At 66.0% G+C, this 19,906-nt stretch carries 20 protein-coding genes and 1 riboswitch; of the genes, 8 read left to right on the forward strand and 12 right to left on the reverse strand.

The genetic code is table 11. The features are described from left to right. The first annotated feature begins 150 nt into the window (after positions 1-150). Positions 151-2,148 carry a TonB-dependent receptor domain-containing protein gene (locus ACUTR7_RS02295; protein WP_445608009.1) on the forward strand — a complete coding sequence of 666 codons (1,998 nt, stop codon included), beginning with the start codon at positions 151-153 and terminating at the stop codon, positions 2,146-2,148. Positions 2,149-2,243: 95 nt separating this feature from the next. Here the strand turns inward: ACUTR7_RS02295 and ACUTR7_RS02300 are convergent, their stop codons facing one another. Both ACUTR7_RS02300 and ACUTR7_RS02305 read right to left on the reverse strand, forming a co-directional pair. Further along, positions 2,244-2,729 carry a rod shape-determining protein gene (locus ACUTR7_RS02300; protein WP_445608010.1) on the reverse strand — a complete coding sequence of 162 codons (486 nt, stop codon included), beginning with the start codon at positions 2,727-2,729 and terminating at the stop codon, positions 2,244-2,246. Positions 2,730-2,738: 9 nt separating this feature from the next. Next, complete coding sequence (locus tag ACUTR7_RS02305; RefSeq protein WP_445608011.1) at positions 2,739-3,188, reverse strand: winged helix-turn-helix transcriptional regulator; 450 nt, start codon at positions 3,186-3,188, stop codon at positions 2,739-2,741. A 76-nt stretch (positions 3,189-3,264) separates the two neighbouring features. Here ACUTR7_RS02305 and ACUTR7_RS02310 point away from each other — a divergent pair, with 76 nt between their 5' ends. Next, positions 3,265-4,488, forward strand: a complete 1,224-nt coding sequence (locus tag ACUTR7_RS02310) for an MFS transporter (RefSeq protein ID WP_445608012.1) — start codon at positions 3,265-3,267, stop codon at positions 4,486-4,488. A 21-nt stretch (positions 4,489-4,509) separates the two neighbouring features. Here ACUTR7_RS02310 and ACUTR7_RS02315 read toward each other — a convergent pair whose 3' ends face one another. Next, positions 4,510-5,583 carry a hypothetical protein gene (locus ACUTR7_RS02315; protein WP_445608013.1) on the reverse strand — a complete coding sequence of 358 codons (1,074 nt, stop codon included), beginning with the start codon at positions 5,581-5,583 and terminating at the stop codon, positions 4,510-4,512. 81 nt (positions 5,584-5,664) lie between these two features. Beyond that, the gene (locus tag ACUTR7_RS02320) at positions 5,665-6,444 is read right to left on the reverse strand and encodes an AraC family transcriptional regulator (protein WP_445608014.1); all 780 of its coding nucleotides are present in this window, start codon (positions 6,442-6,444) and stop codon (positions 5,665-5,667) included. A gap of 128 nt (positions 6,445-6,572) precedes the next feature. On the opposite strand from ACUTR7_RS02320, the gene ACUTR7_RS02325 reads away from it, so the two are divergent. Continuing rightward, the gene (locus tag ACUTR7_RS02325) at positions 6,573-7,379 is read left to right on the forward strand and encodes a sulfite exporter TauE/SafE family protein (protein ID WP_445608015.1); all 807 of its coding nucleotides are present in this window, start codon (positions 6,573-6,575) and stop codon (positions 7,377-7,379) included. Between the two features lie 9 nt (positions 7,380-7,388). On the opposite strand, the gene ACUTR7_RS02330 is transcribed toward ACUTR7_RS02325, so the two are convergent. Together ACUTR7_RS02330 and ACUTR7_RS02335 are read right to left on the reverse strand one after the other, a co-directional pair. Next, positions 7,389-7,580: a helix-turn-helix transcriptional regulator gene (locus ACUTR7_RS02330; protein WP_123693248.1), complete on the reverse strand. Its 192-nt coding sequence runs from the start codon at positions 7,578-7,580 to the stop codon at positions 7,389-7,391. A 25-nt stretch (positions 7,581-7,605) separates the two neighbouring features. Beyond that, positions 7,606-7,995 carry a hypothetical protein gene (locus ACUTR7_RS02335; protein ID WP_012205557.1) on the reverse strand — a complete coding sequence of 130 codons (390 nt, stop codon included), beginning with the start codon at positions 7,993-7,995 and terminating at the stop codon, positions 7,606-7,608. A gap of 96 nt (positions 7,996-8,091) precedes the next feature. Further along, a riboswitch (cobalamin riboswitch) is annotated at positions 8,092-8,317 on the forward strand. Positions 8,318-8,387: 70 nt separating this feature from the next. On the opposite strand from ACUTR7_RS02335, the gene ACUTR7_RS02340 reads away from it, so the two are divergent. Together ACUTR7_RS02340 and ACUTR7_RS02345 are read left to right on the forward strand one after the other, a co-directional pair. After that, positions 8,388-10,292, forward strand: a complete 1,905-nt coding sequence (locus ACUTR7_RS02340) for a TonB-dependent receptor domain-containing protein (RefSeq protein ID WP_445608016.1) — start codon at positions 8,388-8,390, stop codon at positions 10,290-10,292. A 4-nt stretch (positions 10,293-10,296) separates the two neighbouring features. Continuing rightward, the gene (locus ACUTR7_RS02345) at positions 10,297-11,247 is read left to right on the forward strand and encodes an ABC transporter substrate-binding protein (protein ID WP_445608017.1); all 951 of its coding nucleotides are present in this window, start codon (positions 10,297-10,299) and stop codon (positions 11,245-11,247) included. A gap of 40 nt (positions 11,248-11,287) precedes the next feature. Here ACUTR7_RS02345 and ACUTR7_RS02350 read toward each other — a convergent pair whose 3' ends face one another. Continuing rightward, complete coding sequence (locus tag ACUTR7_RS02350) at positions 11,288-11,608, reverse strand: heavy metal-binding domain-containing protein (protein ID WP_012205554.1); 321 nt, start codon at positions 11,606-11,608, stop codon at positions 11,288-11,290. A 326-nt stretch (positions 11,609-11,934) separates the two neighbouring features. Here ACUTR7_RS02350 and ACUTR7_RS02355 point away from each other — a divergent pair, with 326 nt between their 5' ends. Together ACUTR7_RS02355 and ACUTR7_RS02360 are read left to right on the forward strand one after the other, a co-directional pair. Then, positions 11,935-12,405 carry a hypothetical protein gene (locus tag ACUTR7_RS02355; protein ID WP_445608018.1) on the forward strand — a complete coding sequence of 157 codons (471 nt, stop codon included), beginning with the start codon at positions 11,935-11,937 and terminating at the stop codon, positions 12,403-12,405. 241 nt (positions 12,406-12,646) lie between these two features. Further along, complete coding sequence (locus tag ACUTR7_RS02360) at positions 12,647-12,988, forward strand: H-NS histone family protein (RefSeq protein ID WP_034393459.1); 342 nt, start codon at positions 12,647-12,649, stop codon at positions 12,986-12,988. Positions 12,989-13,201: 213 nt separating this feature from the next. On the opposite strand, the gene ACUTR7_RS02365 is transcribed toward ACUTR7_RS02360, so the two are convergent. The 4 genes from ACUTR7_RS02365 to ACUTR7_RS02380 all read right to left on the reverse strand — a co-directional run bounded on the left by ACUTR7_RS02365 (position 13,202) and on the right by ACUTR7_RS02380 (position 16,460). After that, entirely contained in the window at positions 13,202-13,570 is a 369-nt protein-coding gene (locus tag ACUTR7_RS02365) for an antibiotic biosynthesis monooxygenase family protein (protein ID WP_012205544.1), read from the reverse strand. A 95-nt stretch (positions 13,571-13,665) separates the two neighbouring features. Beyond that, positions 13,666-14,370 carry a glutamine amidotransferase gene (locus ACUTR7_RS02370; protein ID WP_071955846.1) on the reverse strand — a complete coding sequence of 235 codons (705 nt, stop codon included), beginning with the start codon at positions 14,368-14,370 and terminating at the stop codon, positions 13,666-13,668. Between the two features lie 51 nt (positions 14,371-14,421). Further along, entirely contained in the window at positions 14,422-15,501 is a 1,080-nt protein-coding gene (locus ACUTR7_RS02375; RefSeq protein ID WP_180317103.1) for a 2Fe-2S iron-sulfur cluster-binding protein, read from the reverse strand. Continuing rightward, entirely contained in the window at positions 15,498-16,460 is a 963-nt protein-coding gene (locus tag ACUTR7_RS02380) for an AurF N-oxygenase family protein (protein WP_012205541.1), read from the reverse strand. The genes ACUTR7_RS02375 and ACUTR7_RS02380 overlap by 4 nt, the downstream gene beginning before the upstream one ends. A gap of 482 nt (positions 16,461-16,942) precedes the next feature. Between ACUTR7_RS02380 and ACUTR7_RS02385 the strand changes: the two genes are divergently transcribed. Then, positions 16,943-18,223, forward strand: coding sequence for a serine hydroxymethyltransferase (locus tag ACUTR7_RS02385; RefSeq protein WP_012205540.1), 1,281 nt, complete (start codon positions 16,943-16,945; stop codon positions 18,221-18,223). Positions 18,224-18,253: 30 nt separating this feature from the next. On the opposite strand, the gene pdxR is transcribed toward ACUTR7_RS02385, so the two are convergent. Further along, complete coding sequence (gene pdxR, locus ACUTR7_RS02390; RefSeq protein ID WP_180317104.1) at positions 18,254-19,768, reverse strand: MocR-like pyridoxine biosynthesis transcription factor PdxR; 1,515 nt, start codon at positions 19,766-19,768, stop codon at positions 18,254-18,256. Between the last annotated feature and the right edge of the window lie 138 nt (positions 19,769-19,906).

Below are 19,906 nucleotides of genomic sequence, written 5' to 3' on the forward strand. Positions count from 1 at the left end.
AAACAACTGTCTTTACGCCAACAAAAAGATGTGGATACAAATCGTTATCATTCGCACCTTGATTTTTAACCAAACCGGAACTTTACAAAGATGGTCAGAATCTCGGTGCTCCGCCCGCTTCCTCTTTGCGCCGCCCTGGCATGCACAGCCATGGCCCATGCCCAGTCAGCCGACAACAAGGCCGACACGTCCCTGTCCACGGTGGTGGTGACCGCCTCGGGCACGGCCGTGGACATCAAGGAAGCGCCGGCCAGCATCAGCGTGATCACCCGCGAGGACATCGAGCGCAAGCCCGTCACCAGCATCGGCGAACTGCTGTCCACCATTCCCGGCGTGACCGGCGGCCTGTCCGGCACGGGCGCCCAGTCCAAGATCAAGCTGCGCGGCCTGCCCGAGAAGTACACGCTGATCCTGGTGGACGGCAAGCGCCAGGGCAACTCGGCCGGCATCAACTACCGTGACGACCTGGGCTCGCAGGATCTGGACTGGATCTCGCCCGAGATGATCGAGCGCATCGAGGTGGTGCGCGGCCCCATGTCCTCGCTGTACGGCTCGGACGCCATGGGCGGCGTGATCAACATCATCACGCGCAAGATCGGCAAGCGCTGGAGCGGCTCGACGACGCTGAACTACAGCAAGCCCTCCGACGGCGACCGCGGCGACACGCGCCAGCTGGGCTTCAACCTCAGCGGCCCGCTGTCCGACAAGTTCGGCCTGCGCCTGGGCGGCAACTACACGGACCGCGCAGCCGATGAGAGCACGGGCGGCTTCCCGGGCACCTACCAATCGACGGCCGGCTCGCGCAAGCAAAACCTCAACGCCCTGCTCAACTGGCAGCTCACGCCCGACCAGGTGATCGGCATCGAGGCCGCGCAAGGCATCCAGCGCGCCACGGGCTCCGACGCGCGCACGGCGTCGGGCGACCAGGTGGTCTATCCCTGGGGCCTGAGCAAGCTGGAGCAGACCAAGTTCGGCCTCAGCCATGACGGCCGCTGGGGCGACCTGACCTCCAAGCTCAACCTCGTGCACAACAAGTACGAGGACAAGGGCGACACCATCGGCAACAACTCCAAGGAAACCACGCTGGACGGCCGCATCGACAAGCCGTTGAAGCTGTGGGGCCTGGACCAGGCCATGACGCTGGGCATGCAGTGGCGCCGCGAGTCGCTGGACAACCGCGACACCATCGGCCTGGCTCCCATCGACTACGCGGGGCGCCCGGTCTCGGGCTCGGGCCTGAGTGCCACCACCTGGGCGCTGTTCGGCGAGGACCAGATCTTCCTGCGCGAGAACCTGGCGCTGACGCTGGGCCTGCGCATGGACCACCACCAGAAATACGGCAACAACGGGAGTCCGCGCGCCTACCTGGTCTACCACCCGGCCTCGGAGTGGACGGTGCGCGGCGGCGTCTCGCGCGGCTTCCGTGCGCCCAACCTGAAGGAAAACTCGGCCAGCGCCGCCACGCAATCCGGGGGCAACGGCTGCCGCAGCCTGGCCGGCATGGGCTGGACCAACACCAGCGTCAACGCCGACGGCACGCGCGGCTGCTACATGGCCGGCAACCCCGACCTGCAGCCCGAGACCAGCACCAACTTCGAGCTGGGCACCAGCTGGGACCGCAATGGCTGGGCCCTGGGCGCCACGTACTTCCACACCAACTTCAAGAACAAGATCGACTACCAGCCGCTGGGCTTCTACAACGGCTTCTGGTGGACCCGCATGGCCAACGCCCAGCGTGCCCGCACGCGCGGCCTGGAAGGCTTCGTGAACGTTCCCCTGGCCAAGGGCCTGACCTGGAACACCAACATCACCAAGATGTTCGAGTCCAAGAACCTGAGCACGGGCGCCTCGCTGCTGGCCGTGCCCGAGCTGTCCATCTACTCGTCGCTGCAGTGGCAGATCCGCCAGGGCTGGTCCGCCATGTTCAGCGCCCGCCACGTGGGCAAGGAAGTCGTGACCACGGGCACGGCCACCACCTTCGCCAAGGCCTATACGACCTTTGACGTGTCCATGAACTACAACGTGACCGACACCCTGACCCTGCGCGCCGGCATCATCAACCTGGCCGACAAGGAAACCCGCACCATCGGCGCCAACTATGACAACGGCGGCCGTACCTACTTCGTGGGGATGACGGCGCGGTTCTGATGGCGCGGTTCTGATAGCGCGTTATCGGCCCTTGCGCTGACCCAGACAAAGCGCCCGTTGTGACGGGCGCTTTTTTCATGGCGAAGAGCAAAGCCTCACTCCCAGACACCGCCCTGCGCAGGGGGCTTGCGCGTCAGCAATTCCTCGTCTGTCAAGGGCCGGCCTGTCCAGACATTCACCTTCGAGGCGCCGGCCGCGCTGCCCAGCTCGCGCAAGGCCCTCAGTTCCACCTGGGTGAATCCGCCCTCGGGGTCGCCCAGCGGATGGATGACGATGTGCGGGGAGGCCGCCAGCCAGGCACGCCGATGCATGCGCCTGAGCTGGTACTTGAGAAGCTGCTCGGCCAGGATGAAGTCCGATATCAGCGAACGCGGGTGGGCGAAGGGATTGACGACTTCGGCAGGCTCCGATGCAGCCGCGAGCCTGGCCTGCGGGCCGGCCGCGAGAATCCGGCGCCGGGGCGGCGGACTCAGGGCCAGCTCGGGAACCTCCGACAGGGTCTGCCCGGTCTTCGGATCCTTCAGCGTCAGACGCTCGGGAGAAATCTGTACGTAGATGAGTGATATGAAGGCAGAGAGCATGGATATCCATCAATCGATTTTCTGAACCACGGTCTGGCCCGGGAGCAAGGCCCGGCCATCACCACCGCGCGGCAGCATGGGCGCGACAGGCAGGCCGGTCTGGCGATCCAGCAGCAGCGAATGCGCCTCGCCCGGCGCGAACAGATGGCCTTCGCCCCACTGCCGCAACGCCACGATCACCGGGAACAGCTCAAGGCCCTGGGCCGTGAGCACGTATTCCTGGTAGGCCGAACCTTCTGCGGCCGGGCGGGTTTCGAGGATGCCGGCCTCCACCAGACGCCGCAGCCGGTCGGCCAGGATATTGCGGGCCGCGCCCAGGCTGCGCTGGAAATCGCCAAAGCGGCTGATGCCGTCAAAGGCATCGCGCACGATGAGCAGCGACCAGCGGTCGCCGATCACATCCAGGGAGCGGGCCACCGGACAGGGCTGCGGTGTGTCAGGACGGGTGTCTTCTTTCATGACGTCATTGTGGTTGCATTTCAAAACTGGTTCAACTAGCATCCAACCAGTTTTGTTTTGCAACCGGATTCAACCCATGAACGCCTTCCCTGCTCCGGACACGGTCCGCATGCCGCGCAGCCTGGTGCTGCTGTTCGCCGCTGCCAGCGGCCTGAGCGTGGCCAATGTCTACTACGCCCAGCCGCTGCTGGAGGCGCTGGCGGCCGACTTCGGCATCAGCCATGCGGCCGTGGGCGGCGTGGTCACCGCCACGCAGGCCGGTTGCGCGCTGGCACTGCTGCTGCTGGTGCCGCTGGGCGACCGGCTGGAGCGGCGGCGGCTCATGCTTTTGCAGTTGCTGGGCTTGGTGCTGGCCCTGGCGGCCGTCAGCACCGCGCGTTCGGCCGTTCTGCTGCTGGCGGGCATGCTGGCCGTGGGCCTGCTGGGCACGGCCATGACGCAGGGGCTGATCGCCTATGCGGCCAGCGCCAGCCAGGCGCATGAGCGCGGGCGCGTGGTGGGCGCGGCCCAGGGCGGGGTTTTCATCGGCCTGCTTTTGGCGCGCGTGTTTGCCGGAGCCGTGGGTGACCTGGCTGGCTGGCGTGGCGTCTATGCCTGCTCGGCCCTGCTGATGCTGGCCCTGGCCTGGCCCCTGTGGCGGCAACTGCCCCGGCTGGCGGTGCCCTTGCATGCACCCAGCTACACGCAGCTGCTCGCCTCCATGCTCCAGCTGCTGCGCCAGGACCGCATGCTGCGCACACGCGGCATGCTGGCCCTGCTGATGTTTGCCACCTTCAACATCTTCTGGAGCGCCCTGGTCCTGCCGCTGAGCACACCGCCCTACAGCCTGTCGCTCACGGCCATCGGCGCCTTTGGCCTGGCCGGCGTGGTGGGCGCACTGGCAGCAGCCCGTGCCGGCCACTGGGCCGACCAGGGTTTCGCGCAGCGCACCAGCCTGGGAGCGCTGGTGATCCTGCTGCTGGCCTGGGTGCCGATTGCGCTGCTGGAGCAGTCGCTGTGGGCGCTGGTTGCCGGCATCGTGCTGCTCGACCTGGGCGGCCAGGCCCTGCATGTGACCAACCAGAGCCTGATCTTTCGCAGCAACCCGCAGGCGCACAGCCGGCTGGTGGGCCTGTACATGCTGTTCTATGCCGTGGGCAGCGGGCTTGGGGCGCTGATTTCCACCAATGCCTACGCGCGGTTTGGCTGGCACGGGGTCTGCGTTGCGGGGGCGGCGTTCAGCCTGGCGGCACTGGTGTTCTGGGCCATGACACGGGAGACGGCATCGACTGCGTGCAAACCTGCCCAGGCAACACACTGATTCACGGATGGATGGAGCGAGTCAGGACGCAGCCACCGCAGCCACGGAGTCCTCGTCCTCCAGCGCGGACTCCCACTGCGACGGATCAGGCTCCAGACCGCAGGACGAAGTGCGCTCCAGAATGGCGGCCACGATTTCGCCCAGATTGCGCTGCAAATGGGTGATTGCGGCAGCAGCGCCGCCATCATTCCAATCCGCCTCCAGCACAAAAGCCCGAAATGCCGGCCAATCCCTGCTCATCTGCGAAACCAGAATGCGTGCCAGATCGTAAGACAACTCATTGGAATTATCGGACTGACTGAAGGATGCAGCGTTCCAAAAGCCTTGTATCTCCTGGGCATCCCAGAACGCCTGATGCCGCGCATGCATCTGCATGGGTGAGGTCTGCGATTTCATGTGGCCATAGAGGCGTTGCTCCATATGGGATGCAATCCCGGCATTGAGCCATACAGGAAGAGGCAGACGCAGCAGGCAAGCATGCGTGAGATGGCGCGCAATCAAGGGCTCCAACGTACCCAGGTCTGCTTTCAGCATCACCAGATGACCTTCGCCTGCCGTGACGAGGACGCTGTCGGTATTTCTTATCTCTTCCCCGTCGTAGCAGTGCGACAGATAGCCGTAGTACTCGGGCTTGTCATCAAAAACGATGAGCGCCTCGCTGAAGCCTTGCGGAAACAGGGCGATCCCGTCGAGCACGCTTTCGATACGCTGCTGCGTTCTGCGCACAAATCCCAGGGTTGCCTTGGCCACATGGTCTTCCTGGCTGCTGACCAGCATCGCGTGCTCGGTTTCATGCAGCGCGTAGTGCGGGCCCAGGGCCTGGCGCATATGCTCCAGCCAGCCTTTGCGCAGCCGGGTGCAGGCAGCGCTTCGCTGGGTCTCGTCGGCAATGGCGTCAAGCCATTCCTGGGCAGCCTCCCAATCCAGAATGGGAAATTCGTTTTCAATCGTCCAATGTGCTGAAAAGACAAAAGCGTCCTTCCCTTCCGCGAGGACTTCTCCTGGTGGCGGCGCATGCTCTCGATGAGCAAAAGACTGCGGATCGCGGGCAGAACCGGAGAACCCCGAAAAGACGGATCGAATAAATTCAAGCATTTGGAGCGGTCAGACAAATAGGCCCGCATTCTGCCGCCAAATCTCGGCAATCCCGCGCCTGCCCAATGCCCCGTCGCGTTTTTATGGCAATGCCATGCCTTTGCTGCCCAACTCCGAAGGCACCCGCCCCAATGCCTTGCGGAACATGGTGGAAAACGCGCTGGGGCTGTCATAGCCCAGGTCCAGCGCCACCTGCGTGACCGATGCGCCCGCAGACAGCCGCGACACCGCCGCCAGCAGGCAGGCCTGCTGGCGCCAGGCGCCAAAGGCCATGCCTGTGTGCTGCTGGAAAAACCGGCTGAAGGTGCGCAGGCTCTTGTTCAGCGCCTGCGCCCAGTCCTGCGGCGTGGCGCGGATGCTGGGCTGGGCCAGGAACTGCTTGCACAGGGCGGCCAGCTTTTCGTCGCGGGGAATGGGCGCGAACAGCGGCACGCTGCGGGCCGAGGCCAGCTCATGCAGCACCAGCGTGACCAGGGCGCCGTCGCGGCCCGCTTCGTCGTACAGCGCCGGCAGGTCGGCGCAGGACAGCAGCAGCTGGTGCAGCAGCGGGGTAACGACCAGAGCCTCGCAGTGCACACCCGGGCGGGGCGCAGCAGCCGGTTCGATGTACAGGCTGCGCGTGCTCACGCCCTGCATGCGCACGCTGTGCGGCTTGCTGGCCGGAATCCACACGCCGCTGTAGGGCGGGATGGTCCAGGCGCCGTCGTCGGTTTCCACTTCCATCAGCCCGCTCATCCCGTAGAGAAACTGGGCACGCCGGTGGCTGTGCGTGGGCAGCAGCGTGCCAGGCGTGTAGTCGGTGCCGATGGCCAGCACATCGCGCGCCACGGCATCCACGGAATGCAGCGGAATGTTGAGCATGGGAATGTCCGGAAAACAGCCAACAGGCTTTGGCAGGAATTCAAGGATTATTGACCTATCCGCGAAAGCAGGCCAAACCGCGGCATCCTAAGGTTCAGTCCTTGCTCGTTTTTTCCAAAGGACTGTCTGTGTTCCCTCTCCTGCTGCTGGTTTTCGGTGTGCTTGCCGGCGTGACCACCGTGCTCTTCGGCTTTGGCGGCGGCTTCGTGGCCGTTCCGCTGCTTTATGCGCTGCTGACCTCCATCCACGGCGCGGACTCCGCCGTTGGCCAGGCTGCCATGCACATTGCCGTAGCCACCTCCACCTGCGTGATGATTTTTGGCGCCTCCATGGCCACGCTGCGTCAGCACCGCGCGGGCGCCCTGCCCTGGGATCAGGTGCGGCCACTGGCTGGCTTCATCGCGGCCGGTGCCGTGGCGGGCGCGGCGGCCGCCACCTGGATCAGCGGGGAATGGGTGCACTGGGCCTTCATCGCCTACCTGGCCCTGACCATCGCCGACGCGCTGCTGCGCCCGGGCTTCGTGCACGGCACCGCCGCCGGCATGCAACCCATGGGCCGGCGGGCGGCGGCCACGGCGGGCCTGGCCATTGGTGCGATCGCGGCCTTCCTGGGCGTGGGCGGAAGCGTGATGACCGTGCCGTTGATGCGCCGACGCGGCGCCAGCATGGCGGCCGCCGCGGCCATGGCCAGCCCGCTGTCCCTGCCCATGGCCGTGGCGGGCACCGCTGCCTACATGCTGGCATCCCAGGGCGCGGGGCTGGGCCCCTGGCATGTGGGCTATGTGGACCTGCAGGCCTTTGCGCTGCTGACGGCCGGATCGTGGACGGGCATCAGGCTGGCGGCACCGCTGATCGGCCGCATTCCCGATGCCCTGCACGCCAAGGCCTACCTGGCCCTGCTGGGCCTGGTGCTGCTGGTCATGATCGTGGCCTGAGCGCTGCGCTCAACCCTCCTGGAAGATCGTCTCGATCCGGGTCTCGAACACCCGGGCAATGGCGAATGCCAGCGGCAAGCTGGGGTCGTAGCGGCCCGTCTCGATCGCATTCACGGTCTGGCGCGACACGCCCAGCAGGTCCGCCAGCGCGGCTTGGCTCCAGCCGCGCTCGGCGCGCAGTTCACGGATGGTGTTTTTCATGGGAGGGGCACTTTGGCGGAATAGCTCATCGGCTGCGCAGCCAGTGGGCCACCGAAGCCGCCACCCAGAGCGCACCCATCAAGGGCCACACCATGAACATGCTGAGCTTGGGAAAACCTGCCATTTCCAGGAATCCGTAGGTGAAGGTGATGCCGGCCGTGCCCGCCGCCGCAATCGCCAGCTGCTCCAGCATGGACTTGCGCAGGAACTCGTCGGTATCGCGCACCAGGCGCACGATGGCCCGCACGGCCAGCGCAAACGCCAGCATGGGGCTGAGCAGCAGCGCCGTGCGCAGGGCTCCGGCCTGCATGTCGGCGCTGAGCAAAAGCGCCCCCACAAGCAGCGCCATGTAGAGCAGCAGCGCAAATCCCAGTTCCTTCTGGTAGCGGCGGTTGGTGACCGTTGTTTGATTCATGGAAGTCTCTCGCAATGTGTAAAGGATGCTTGACATTGTGCGATGCCACCCGCGGGTATGTCAAGCAAGCTTTACATCGGCACTGAACGCCCCGCCGTACAATCGCCGCCGTTGGTGCCAGCAGCCTGCAGGGCTGCGGTTAAACGGGAAACATGGGGCGGCCAGATAAAGCCGCCCGCATGTACTGCCCCCGCAACAGTGAGTGAAACGCCGCGTGCATGGCACCGGCCCCCGCCAAACCCGTGCCACTGGGCGTACAGCCCGGGAAGGCCTTGGCGAGTGCGTCACCAGTCTGGATACCGGCCAACAGGCGGCCGGCCGCGCATGCAGCGCAGCCGGTCTTTGTGGTTTCCGTGCCGGCGGGGTCGCTGGCGCGCAACTGGCTCGCATCCATGCACACCCTCGCCCTCGCGCGCGCCCCTGGCGCCGCTCTTCGCTCGCCCTCGGCGTTCCCCGTACTGCGCACGTTGTCCGCCCTGGCTGCGGCCTCGCTGCTGGCCTGCCAGGCCCAAGCACAGGCACAACAGGCGCAGCGCGCACAGACCTCCCAGCTCGATACCGTGGTCGTCACCGCCTCGCGCAGCGAGCAGCCCCTGCGCACCGTCACGGCCGACATGACCGTGATCGACGCCGAGACCATTGCCCGCAGCGGCGCCACGGGCGTGGCCGACCTGCTGGTGCAGGTGCCGGGCGTGCAGATCAACCGCAATGGCGGGCCGGGCCAGGTCACCTCGGTCTACCTGCGCGGCACCAGCAACCAGCACACTGCCGTGTTCATCGACGGCGTGCGCTACAGCTCGCAGGAGCTGCAGGGCGGAGCGGTCTGGTCCACCCTGCCGCTGGCGCAGATCGAGCGCATCGAAGTGCTGCGCGGCCCGGCCGCCGCCATCTATGGCTCAGACGCCATGGGCGGCGTGATCCAGATCTTCACCAAGCGGGCGGACGGCCAGACCCGCGCCTATGCCGAGGCCGGCATAGGCAACCAGGGCACCAGCAAGCTGGCCACGGGATTTCAGGGCGGAGCCAACGGCTTCACCTACGGGCTGAACCTGGCGGACGAGCGCAGTGACGGCTTCGACGTCTACCCCGGCAACACCTTCTCGCCCAATCCGGACAAGGATGGCTACAGCAACACCTCGCTGGGCCTGAACGCGGGCTACAAAACGGGCATCCACCAGATCGATGCCAGCCTGCTGCACAGCCGCCTGCGCACCCACTACGACCAGAGCCCGCCGCCTTTCGACGACTACGACGTGGTCAAGAACACCACCGGCAGCCTGCGCTGGCAGGCCGGCTGGAACGCCATGTACAAGAGCGTGGTCCAGATCTCCCATACCGACAGCCAAAGCGACCGCCACACCCAGTCGCCCGAAAGCGCCAAGGGCCGCTCCACCAACTACCTGCTGCAGAACCTGTTCACGCTGGGCCAGCACCGTTTCAACATCGACCTGGAGCGCCGCGAGGACAGGCTGAACACCCAATACGCCTGGACGCAGAACACCGACAGCCGGCGCGTGCAGAACTCCCTGTCGGCCGGCTGGCGCCTGACCGAGGGCCGCCACCAGTTCGACGCCAACCTGCGCCACGACCAGGTGCGCGACCAGCAGAACAAGACCACGGGCGGCCTGGGCTACGGCCTGCAGATCGACGAGCGCTGGCGCTGGGTGGCATCGGCCGGCACGGCCTTCCGCACGCCCACGCTGTACGAACGCTTCACGGGCCAGGCGGCGGCCGACCTCAAGCCCGAAAGCAGCACCAACGTGGAAACGGGCCTGCACTATGCGGCCGGTGCCAACCGCCTCTCGGCCGTGGTCTACCGCAACAAGTTCAAGAACCTCATCACCTACGACTGGAACAGCGCCCTTCCCTGCAACTGCTACCGCAACTGGCAGAGTGTGGAGATCACCGGCCTGACGCTGTCGGGCAGCACGCGCCTGGGCAGCGCCAACCTGGGCGCCTCGCTGGACTTCATGAACCCCGAGAACCTGGAGACCGGCAAGCTGCTGCCCTACCGCTCCAAGCGCATGCTCAAGCTCAACGCCGACACCCAGGCGGCCGGCTGGACGCTGGGCGGCGAAGCGCAGCTGTACAGCGGCCGCTACGCCGACGAGGCGAACACCTTCAAGCTGGGTGGATACGGCGTGGTCAACCTCTACGCCCAGCGCCAGCTGACCAGGCAATGGACGCTGTTGGCCCGCGTCAACAACATCGCCGACCGCGACTACGCCCCCACGCGCGGCTATGCCAACGCAGGCCGCACCGTGTTCGTCAGCGTGCGCTGGACACCTCTGCCCTGACCCCATGCATCTGCTTCTGCACCTGCTTCTGCGCCTGCCCCGCATCCTGCTGCTGACCGCCGCCCTGGCCTGCGTAGGCGGCACGGGCAACGCCTTTGCGCAAAAGGCGGCGGATGCGGGAACGGGCGGGGCAACCACCGCCTACACCGTCACCGACATGCGCGGCCGTCAGGTGCGCCTGGAGCGCGTGCCGCAGCGCATCGTCTCGCTGCTGCCCTCGCTGACCGAATCGCTGTGCGCGCTGGACGCCTGCGAGCGCATCGTGGGCGTGGACGAATTCTCCAACCACCCGGCGCGCGTGGCCGCCCTGCCCAAGCTGGGCCACACTTTTGCCCCGCTGGTCGAGGCCACCGTGCGGCTCAGGCCCGACGTGGTGCTGATGGCGTATTCCGCACCCGTCATCGCGCAGCTGGAGCGCTTCGGCATTCCGGTGCTGGCGCTGGACGCCAACGACATGGCGCAGCTGGAGCAGGTGCTGCACAAGCTCGACCAGCTGCTGCAGGTGCAGCGCGCCAACGCCTTACTGGCACGCATGCAGGCCGAGGTGGACCAGCAGGCCAAGGCGCTGGCTGCGCAAGCGCCCGCCGGGCAGAAGGTGTATTTCGAGGTGGACGCCACGCCTTATGCGGCGGGGCCGGACTCCTTCATAGGCCAGCTGCTGCAGCGCCTGGGCGCGCGCAACGTGCTGCCGCCTAACCTGGGACCCTTTCCGCGAATCACGCCCGAATACGTGCTGCGCCAGCAGCCAGAACTCATCATCCACACGCCGCAGACGCCATCGGCCAGCTTTGCCACCCGCCCCGGCTGGAGCCACATGCCCGCCGTGCGCTCGGGCCGCATCTGCGCGCTGGACCTGGTCGAGACAGACGTGGTCTCCCGCCCCGGCCCGCGCCTGGGCGAGGCGGCGCGGGCGCTGGCCCGCTGCCTGGAGATGCGGGGCACGGCGCCTCGTTGACTTCGCTGGCCTGCTTGGCCCGCTTGGCCGATGACCCTGCCTACTCCAGCACCACGGCCGTGCCGCTGGCAGACACCATCAACATGCCATTGCCCTGGCCCAGCACTTCGTAATCCAGGTCCACCCCCACCACGGCATTCGCGCCCAGTTCCTGGGCGCGTTCCTCCAGCTCCTTGAGCGCAATCTCGCGCGCCCGCTGCAGCTCGCGCTCATAGGTGGCTGACCGCCCGCCCACGATGTCGCGCAGCCCGGCGAACAGGTCCTTGAACACATTGGCGCCCAAAATCGCCTCGCCCGCGACCACGCCGCAGTAGCGGGTGATGCGGCGGCCTTCGATCTGGGGGGTGGTGGTGATGATCATGAGAAATCCTCGGTGAGTGACGGAGATAAGCCTTGAGCGCCAAGCCGGCCGGCGATCGGTTCAAGGAAGAACTGAACCAGGGCAGTCTGCCATAGGCCTGGAGTATCATCTCGCGCAAAGTGCTGAACACACTTCTTGCTAGCCGGTAAGCCGCTCCCGAAAGCAGTGTTGGAAAAATGCTTGGAGGCCTTATGGCTATTTTCTTTGCGGGCGTTTCAAGGCCCTTCCCCATCTCAATTTCCACTGCGCCACAGCTCTCTGATCTGTACATCGCTTCTTACCCTTTCTCCGCGCCCGGCTCCAAGCCATTTCGCTAAGGAGTCGCCATGTTGTACTTTCAGATGTCGGAAGATGAGTTCAACCAACTGAACCGCGTGCGAGAACAATGGGGACTCATCTCAAGCTTGCTGATTGGCGCTTACCCCAGCAATCCCATGGAGGTTGTCGATTCCAATGAGCTGCTTGCCTTTATCAATGCGCAGATTGAGGCGATGGAGGCAGTTGTGGGGGCGATAAGGCAAAGGGGCGTGATGAAACAGCTGACTGAGGAGAAAATCCTGGCGAAAGCCGTGTGCGAGATCCGTCTTCTCCTGAGCGGATATCTGGGAAGCAACGTGGACGCAGATCCAAGCGTACGGATCGCAGCGCACTTGGCCTATGCCCTGCACAACGATGCATTGGCCGTGCTGGAGGGAAATGGCTTCAGCGCCGACGAAGCGCTGAAGCGGGTGGCGGCCGTGGACTCTCTTCTAGGAGTCGAGGTGGGGAGCGAATTCGTTCGCAGCTTGGAAGCTTAGGGCTGCCTTGCCAGGCCGGTGTAACGCGGGATATTCCATCTGGCGTGATCGCTGCGGCCGTGCGGGGTAGTACGCGCGACCACAGATGAGGGCAAGACCGGCTTTCCTGCCCGGGCCTGTGGTCACCCGCCTCGGCAGCAGGTTCAGGCGGGCGGCCTTCCTTTCATCGGCCTGCATGATCCGGACACCACGCGGCTGCCCGATCAGCCCCATAATCTGGCTTCAAAATTTCACGACACCAATGACACAGTCCCTCAAAGAACTCCTTGCGGCCAAGGCCGCGCTGGACATGGAAATTGCCAAGGCCCGCACCTCGGCGGCCGACGCTGCCCTGTCCAAGGTCCAGAAGCTGGTGACCGATTTCGGGTTCACCCAACAGCAAGTGTTCCCCTACATCCCTGAAAAAACCAGTGCGCCGGCGAAGTATCGCGATCCGGCCACGGGAGCGACGTGGACAGGTCGAGGCAAGCCTCCGAACTGGATCAAGGACCAGGATCGCGACGACTTCCTCATCGAAAGCAAACCCGAAGCGGCCCAAGGCCCGTTCCTCGCGGAAATGGCGGCAGCGGCAGCTCGCAACTGAAGGCGCTGCACACGGCGGCACGCAGGATGCCGTGCGGTGCGGTGGAGTTCCGATGCGAAGGAATCTGTGCCTTCCGAAAAAAAGCCCTCTGAGCATTCAGCGGGCTTTTTTTCCGGCCTGGCGCCGGCAGCGTAGTCACTGCCGGCATCCTTCGAGGGCGTGCATCGCGCTCCGGCAGGGGGACCAGCCGGGCGTTTGCGGCACCGCCAGCCCTCAGGCGTGGCTGACCGGGCAGCTGCCTGCCTTGCCCATGATGCTGTCCGCAGGCGCCTGCGCGCGGTCGTTCAGGCCGTAGTCGCGCAGCACCTGGGTGACGCGCACGCGGTAGTCCTTGAAGATCTTGTCGCGGCCGGCGCGCTGGGCGCTGAGGTGGGCTTCCACGTTGCGCCACTGGACGACGGCTTCCTCGTCGCGCCAGGTGGTGACGGACATGACTTTCTCGGGGTTGAGCGTGCTCTGGAAGCACTCCACGGAGATGAATCCTTCCATGGGCTTGAGCATGGGGGTGAGCTTGTTGACCAGGTCCACATAGGTCTGGTTCTGGCCGGGCAAGGCCTGCAGTTCGAACAGTACGACAACCATCTTCAACTCTCCTTTTTTCGGGAACAGAGATTCCGGCGCCGCGCAGCGCGGCTCCGGCGTGGGGGGGAAATGGGTGAATGGGCGGCGCCGCAGGTTCAGCGGCTGCGCTCCAGGTTGGCCAGCCAGGTGGCCAGCACATCGCGCGCGGCCAGGGTCAGCAGGCCGCCGTATTTCTGGGCATCGGCGCGCAGCGTGCGCGGGTCCACCTTGGCCATGCCGAGCTCACAGGCATGGCCGACCAGCCAGCGCTCCAGCCGGGCCGCATCGGCCTCCAGATGGAATTGCAGGCCCAGCACCTGCGGGCCCACGGCGAAGGCCTGGTTGGCACCGATGGCGGTGCCGGCCAGGTGCACGGCGCCTTCGGGAATGTCGAACTGGTCGCCATGCCAATGGAGCACGGGCACGCCGTCCAGTTTGGCGAGGGGCGAGGCCAGGCCCGCATCGGTAAGCGTGAGCGGAGAAAAGCCGATTTCCTTGACGCCCAGCGGGTAGACCCTGGCGCCCAGCGCGCGCGCAATGAGCTGCGCGCCCAGGCAGATGCCCAGCAGCGGCTTGCCGCTGTCCAGCCAGCGGCGCACGGCCGCCAGCTCCTGGGCGACGAAGGGATAAAGCGCCTCGTCATAGGCACCTATGGGGCCGCCCAGCACGACCAGCAGATCGGCACGGCCCAGGTCCAGGGTGTCAAGCTCGCCGATGCTGGGATCGACGTACTGCACTTCGTAGCCGCGGCTGGCGAACTCGGCATGCAGGGTACCCAGGTCTTCGAAGTGGATGTGGCGCAGCGCGATGGCTTTTTTCATGGGAGGAACTCAGGTGGATACAGGAGGGTGGCTTGGAACGTGCGGAGCCCGTCAGGCGCCGGGCTTGAGATCGACGTGGATATGGCCTGCCGAGGGGAAGGTGCAGCAGGCCAAGGCATAGCCGGCTTCCTTTTCCCTGTCGCTGAGGCAAAAGTCCGCCTCCAGCCGTGAACTGCCTCCCGTGATGCGGATGCGGCAGCTGCCGCAGATGCCGGCCCGGCACTGGCTGCGGATGGCAATGCCCACGCCCTCCAGGATTTCGAGCAGGCTTTTGCCGGACGCGGCTTCGACAATCTGCCCGCTGTGCGCGATCTGCAGCTGGCATGCCTGCGCGGTCTCGCCTGGCTGGGCCGTGGATGCGGCAGGCGGCGTGAAGGCCTCGATGTGCTGTATGGCACCGGGAAAGCAGGCCCGCGCATGCTCGCGAAAGGTCTGCGCAAAGGCGTGGCCGCCGCAGATGACCACCGCCTGGGGCTGGCCCAGCGCCAGCAGGGACTGCTGCGAGGGGCGGCCTGGCACGAAGGGGCCGTGGGCGGCAATGTCTTCACGCGTGATGTGGATACGCAGGTCGAACCAGGGGGCCGTTTCGCACAGCTGCTGCAGCTCCTGCAGGAACGGAATGTCGGCCATGCGCGCAAAGCACAGCAGCAGCGTGGTGCGCGGCACGCGCTGGCCCTGCTGCCGCAGCCGGTCCAGTTCGCGCAGCAGCGCCAGCGGCAGGGTCAGGCCGATGCCGCCGGCCAGCATGACCAGGGAGTCCAGGCCCAGCACCAGGTCGGCCGTGATGTCACCGGCCACGTGGCCGAGCGGCAGCGTGGAGCCTGCGCGCAGCACCGCATGCATGTGGTCGGAGACGCTGCCCCGGCCCGAGCTTTTGACGGCAATGTCGAACTGGCCGGCGCCGTCGTGCTCGCTGCAGGGCTCGTAGCGGGTGATGGAGTACAGCCGCTGCTGCACGGCGCCACTGGCGTCGGCATGCTCGACGGCCACATGCCGGCCGGGCCGCAGGCCGCCGAGGAACTGCGCCGAGGCGCCCTGCACGCGCAGGGTGTAGACCATGACGCCGCCCGCCTCTGCCCGTGCCGCGGCGCAGCGCGCCAGCGTGCTGCCTGCCTGGAGGGCGGCGCTCATGCCTGCATCTCCTCGAGGACCGAGGACACCAGCGCCACGCTGCCGCCCAGGTTGCGGCCGGCCAGGCCGATGCGGTCGATCAGGCTTTGCACCGAGTCGGTGTAGACGCCGATCTCGTTGCTGTCGCCCACGTCGTGCAGGATGTCGCGCGCATGCGGCATGCCGACCATGGTGAAGACGGTGGACCAGGCGCCCAGCTCGTTGTTGGCGAACATCTGCACGGTCTTGAGGATGATGGAGCGCAGGTAGCTGCGCTCGCGGTTGCTCAGGCCCTGGACGATGTCGGTGGCCACCGAGCTGAAGACGCTGGAGTGGCTCCATTCGTCCACGGCGTGGGTGCGCGTGACCTCGTGGCAGATGGGCTGGATGCTGCGGTCCTCGGCCATGGTCTTGAGGTAGTCGGTGATCAGTGTCTCGCTGGCGCAGGCAATGGCGAAGCGGGCCAGGCGGCGCTCCCATTCCGCGCCGCACTGCGCCAGCACGCCGTTGCGCCAGCCGACGAGGTTGAAGTCCGCGTAGTCCAGCGGCGCCAGGCCGCGCATCTCGTAGATGTAGTTGCAGGCCATGATGGACATGCGGGTGTGCAGGGCCTCGTCCAGCAGGGCCTGGGACATGACGTCCTGCAGCAGCGCCCGGTTGGCGCTGGGCGGCGGGGTCTTGATGATGTCCTCGCAGGCCGGCGTGACCACGTTGCACTCGATGTAGATGGTCTTGAGGTTGTAGATGCCCCAGGCGTAGGACAGGCATTGGTCGCGCAGGTGCTGAGGTGCCTCCACCCATGCCTGGTGATCGCGAAACGGCAGCAGCGAGGCGGTGAAGTCCTGCCGGGCGGGGTCGAACGCCAAGCCGCAGTAATCAGGCAGGTCCTGATTCACGGCCGCTCTTGACTTCCAGAGCAGGGACAGCTTTTTGAGCGCATCGCGCACGGCGTCATCTGTCCGAGAGATATCGAGATTCATTTTTCAACTCCGTGTGATTGAACTTGATTGATCTGAGTCAAATCGCCTATTCCCTCCCCCGCTTTCTCCATCCGCCGCAATCACCAATGGCGCTTCAAATGTCGCTGCAGATGGCAGATACGTTGTCATGGATTTCTTCACTCTGTCATATTCCACCTTGAATCAATCTGCCCAACTGCAGATTGCGGATGATTCGTGGCGGTATTGGATCTCATGACTTTCAACGTCTGGCGGCGAATTCTATGGAGAGAGCGTGGATTCAAACAGACCTATTTTCGCCAATGAACCAGACCGCTTTTTTCAACGGTTTACATTGGCATGCCACCTTAATTGGTCTGCTCACCCGCTGAAACATGGTCGGAATCAAGACAGCTGCACTTTGTAGACTGCCCATTACCGATGCGTCCTGGTTTCAAAATCCTTTCATAACCCGGGCGCTGCCGATTCCCGTGCTTCAGCGCTTCCAAGACAGCCAATGCGACATGGACGATTTATCGCTCCCCAAAATCAATTCACTGGATCTTCAACAGGCAGACAGCGAGGCCTGGGATGCCATCGCGGCCGAGCGGATTCGCCAGTCGCGCTCGATTGAATTGATTGCCTCTGAAAACTTCGTGAGCCGCGCGGTGATGGAGGCGCAGGGCTCGGTGCTGACCAACAAATACGCCGAGGGCTATCCGGGCGTGCGCTACTACGGCGGCTGCGCCAATGCCGATGCCGTCGAGAACCTGGCCATTGCGCGTGCCAAGGCGCTGTTCGGCTGCGCGCACGCCAACGTGCAGCCGCATTCGGGCAGCCAGGCCAACCAGGGCGTGTACCTGGCGTTCCTGGAGCCCGGCGACAAGATCATGGGGCTGGACCTGCGCTCGGGCGGGCACCTGACGCACGGCTCCAGCGTGAGCGTGTCGGGCAAGTGGTTCCAGTCCATCAGCTACGAGGTGGACGCCCGCTCCCAACTCATCGACATGGACCAGGTGCGGCGCATTGCGCTGAAGGAGCGGCCCAGGCTCATCATTGCCGGTGGCTCGGCCTATTCACGGCAGATGGACTGGGCCGAGTTCCGCCGCATTGCCGACCGGGTGGGCGCCATCTTCATGGCCGACATCGCGCACGTGGCGGGGCTGGTGGCCGCGGGCGTGTTCCCCTCCCCCGTGGAGCACGCCCATGTGACCACGACCACCACGCACAAGACGCTGCGCGGGCCGCGCGGCGGCATGATCCTCTCGGCCGACGCCGAGATCGCCAGGCGCATAGACGCCGCCGTGTTTCCGGGCCTGCAGTCCGGCCCGCTGATGCATGTGGTGGCGGCCAAGGCGGTGGCGCTGGGCGAGGCGCTCAAGCCCGCCTTTCGCACCTATGCGCGGGCCGTGGTGGACAACGCCCGCGTGCTGTGCGACCGGCTGTCGCAGGGCGGGCTGTCCGTGGTGTCCGCAGGCACGGACTGCCATCTGGGCGTGATCGACCTGCGCCCCTGGGAGCTGACGGGCAAGGCCGCCGAAACGGCGCTGGAGCAGATCGGCATCACGGTCAACAAGAACGCCGTGCCCGGCGATGGCGCGCGGCCACTGGTGACCTCGGGCATCCGCGTGGGCAGCGCGGCCTGCACCACGCGCGGCATGGGCGCCGACGAGTTCCGCGAGATCGGCGACATGATTCTTGCCACGCTGGGCGGCATACGCAGCGGCACCATGAACGCGCGCACGCTCAAGTCCATCCACGAAGGCGTGTCCGACCTGACCGGGCGCTTTCCCCTGCCCTACTGAGGCATGCAGCGTCCGGCGTCTCCCAACCTGTCAGGGTTTTCGCAGCGCGTTGGCCAGGCGCAGCACGGCGGCCTCGATCTCGTAGGCCGTGAGCGAGGCATAGCCCAGCAGCCAGCCCGGCTGCCGCTGCTCGCCCGCGTACAGGCGGCTGAGCCCCTGCAGCAGCACGCCCGCCGCGGCGGCGCGGCGGATGGTGTCTTCCTCGGACCAGCCGGGCTCCAGCAGACAGGGCACCTGCATGCCGCCCTGGGGCCGTGGCGCGGTGACGATGCCGGCCAGGTGCCTGCCTATGGATTCGAGGATGACCTCGCGCCGCCCCGCGTACAGCTTGCGCATGGCCCGCACGTGGGAGTTGTAGTGGCCGTCTTCCATGAAGCGCGCCAGCGTCAGCTGCTGGATCTGGGGCGTGTGCCCGTCCATGATGCTGCGCGCCTGGACAAAGGCGCGCACCAGCTCCTGCGGCAAGGCCATGTAGCCCATGCGCAGGCCCGGGTACAGGGTCTTGCCGAAGGTGCCGATGTAGATGGTGCGCGCGTGCTTGTCCAGGCCTTGCACGCAGGCGGTGGGCATGCCGTCGTAGTGGAATTCGCTGTCGTAGTCGTCCTCGATGATCCAGCGCCCGCTCTCGAACGCCCAGCGGATCAGGTCCAGCCGCCGCTCCAGCTGCATGGTGACGCCCGTGGGGTACTGGTGCGACGGCGTGACGTAGACGCAGGTGGCGCCGCTGCGGTCGGCATGCAGCAGGTCCGTGCGTATGCCTTGCGCGTCCACGTCGATGGGCAGGACCTTGGCCTCGGCCGATTCAAAGGCCTTGCGGGCGCCGAAGTAGCCCGGGTTCTCCAGCAGGATGGGCCGGCCCGCGTCCACCAGCAGCTGCGCGCACAGGAACAGCGCCTGCCGCGTGCTGCTGAGCACCACGATCTGCCCGGCGTCCACCTTGGCGCCGCGCTCCAGGTTGAGGTAGGTGGCAATGGCCTTGCGCAGCGGCTCGGCGCCCTGCGGGTCGCCGTGCAGCAGGACGCTGGCACGGTAGTCCTTGAGCGCCTGGCGCTGCAGCCGCTCCCAGACATCGGTGGGAAAGGTGCGCGTCTCGGGCAGGCCGGTGGCAAAGGCCCGAATGGTCTGCTGGTCGGCGATGCCTCCGCCGTCAACAATGGCCTGGCCGCGCCGGCTCAGGCCGGCGCCTGCCCTGCCCGCTGCGGCCACCTGGGCGCTGCGCTCATGCTCGGACGACCGGCCGCGCCGCGCCGCCCGGCCCCGCAGCTCGGTACCGATGGTCTCGGAGACATAGCTGCCCGATCCCTGGCGCCGCACGATGAAGCCGTCGCGGTGCAGCTGGGTGTAGGCGTTCTCCACCGTGTCGCGGGCAATGCCCAGCGAGTCGGCCAGCGAGCGCGTGGCCGGCAGCTTCAGGCCCGGCAGCAGCGCCCCATCCAGGATCAGCGCACGCATGGCGCGCTGCACCCGCTGGTGCAGGTCCAGCTGGCGCAGGTCGGCATCTCCCATGCGGATCTTCAGGGTCTCAAGCTCGAAGGTCTTGCTCATGCGGTCTGCCGCCTTTCATCTCATTGCACCTCTTTGGCAGGCCATTGTAATGACGCAAACGCTGCGCGCCCAATGCAAAGTGGTCTGAAACAAGAGAGAGAAGTGTATGGATCATTCAGTCCACTTCGGCGCTCAAAT

The organism is Delftia sp. NA_296.1 (genome assembly GCF_052692095.1).

Coding starts and splice junctions, on each gene's coding strand:
- ACUTR7_RS02355 (WP_445608018.1), top strand. CDS start 11,935: ATGTTGTACTTTCAGATGTCGGAAGATGAGTTCAACCAACTGAACCGC.
- ACUTR7_RS02375 (WP_180317103.1), bottom strand. CDS start 15,501: ATGAGCGCCGCCCTCCAGGCAGGCAGCACGCTGGCGCGCTGCGCCGCG.
- ACUTR7_RS02345 (WP_445608017.1), top strand. CDS start 10,297: ATGCATCTGCTTCTGCACCTGCTTCTGCGCCTGCCCCGCATCCTGCTG.
- ACUTR7_RS02360 (WP_034393459.1), top strand. CDS start 12,647: ATGACACAGTCCCTCAAAGAACTCCTTGCGGCCAAGGCCGCGCTGGAC.
- ACUTR7_RS02305 (WP_445608011.1), bottom strand. CDS start 3,188: ATGAAAGAAGACACCCGTCCTGACACACCGCAGCCCTGTCCGGTGGCC.
- ACUTR7_RS02385 (WP_012205540.1), top strand. CDS start 16,943: ATGGACGATTTATCGCTCCCCAAAATCAATTCACTGGATCTTCAACAG.
- ACUTR7_RS02320 (WP_445608014.1), bottom strand. CDS start 6,444: ATGCTCAACATTCCGCTGCATTCCGTGGATGCCGTGGCGCGCGATGTG.
- ACUTR7_RS02340 (WP_445608016.1), top strand. CDS start 8,388: ATGCACACCCTCGCCCTCGCGCGCGCCCCTGGCGCCGCTCTTCGCTCG.
- ACUTR7_RS02365 (WP_012205544.1), bottom strand. CDS start 13,570: ATGGTTGTCGTACTGTTCGAACTGCAGGCCTTGCCCGGCCAGAACCAG.
- ACUTR7_RS02330 (WP_123693248.1), bottom strand. CDS start 7,580: ATGAAAAACACCATCCGTGAACTGCGCGCCGAGCGCGGCTGGAGCCAA.
- ACUTR7_RS02310 (WP_445608012.1), top strand. CDS start 3,265: ATGAACGCCTTCCCTGCTCCGGACACGGTCCGCATGCCGCGCAGCCTG.
- ACUTR7_RS02335 (WP_012205557.1), bottom strand. CDS start 7,995: ATGAATCAAACAACGGTCACCAACCGCCGCTACCAGAAGGAACTGGGA.
- ACUTR7_RS02370 (WP_071955846.1), bottom strand. CDS start 14,370: ATGAAAAAAGCCATCGCGCTGCGCCACATCCACTTCGAAGACCTGGGT.
- ACUTR7_RS02315 (WP_445608013.1), bottom strand. CDS start 5,583: ATGCTTGAATTTATTCGATCCGTCTTTTCGGGGTTCTCCGGTTCTGCC.
- ACUTR7_RS02295 (WP_445608009.1), top strand. CDS start 151: ATGGCCCATGCCCAGTCAGCCGACAACAAGGCCGACACGTCCCTGTCC.
- ACUTR7_RS02300 (WP_445608010.1), bottom strand. CDS start 2,729: ATGCTCTCTGCCTTCATATCACTCATCTACGTACAGATTTCTCCCGAG.
- ACUTR7_RS02350 (WP_012205554.1), bottom strand. CDS start 11,608: ATGATCATCACCACCACCCCCCAGATCGAAGGCCGCCGCATCACCCGC.
- pdxR (WP_180317104.1), bottom strand. CDS start 19,768: ATGAGCAAGACCTTCGAGCTTGAGACCCTGAAGATCCGCATGGGAGAT.
- ACUTR7_RS02380 (WP_012205541.1), bottom strand. CDS start 16,460: ATGAATCTCGATATCTCTCGGACAGATGACGCCGTGCGCGATGCGCTC.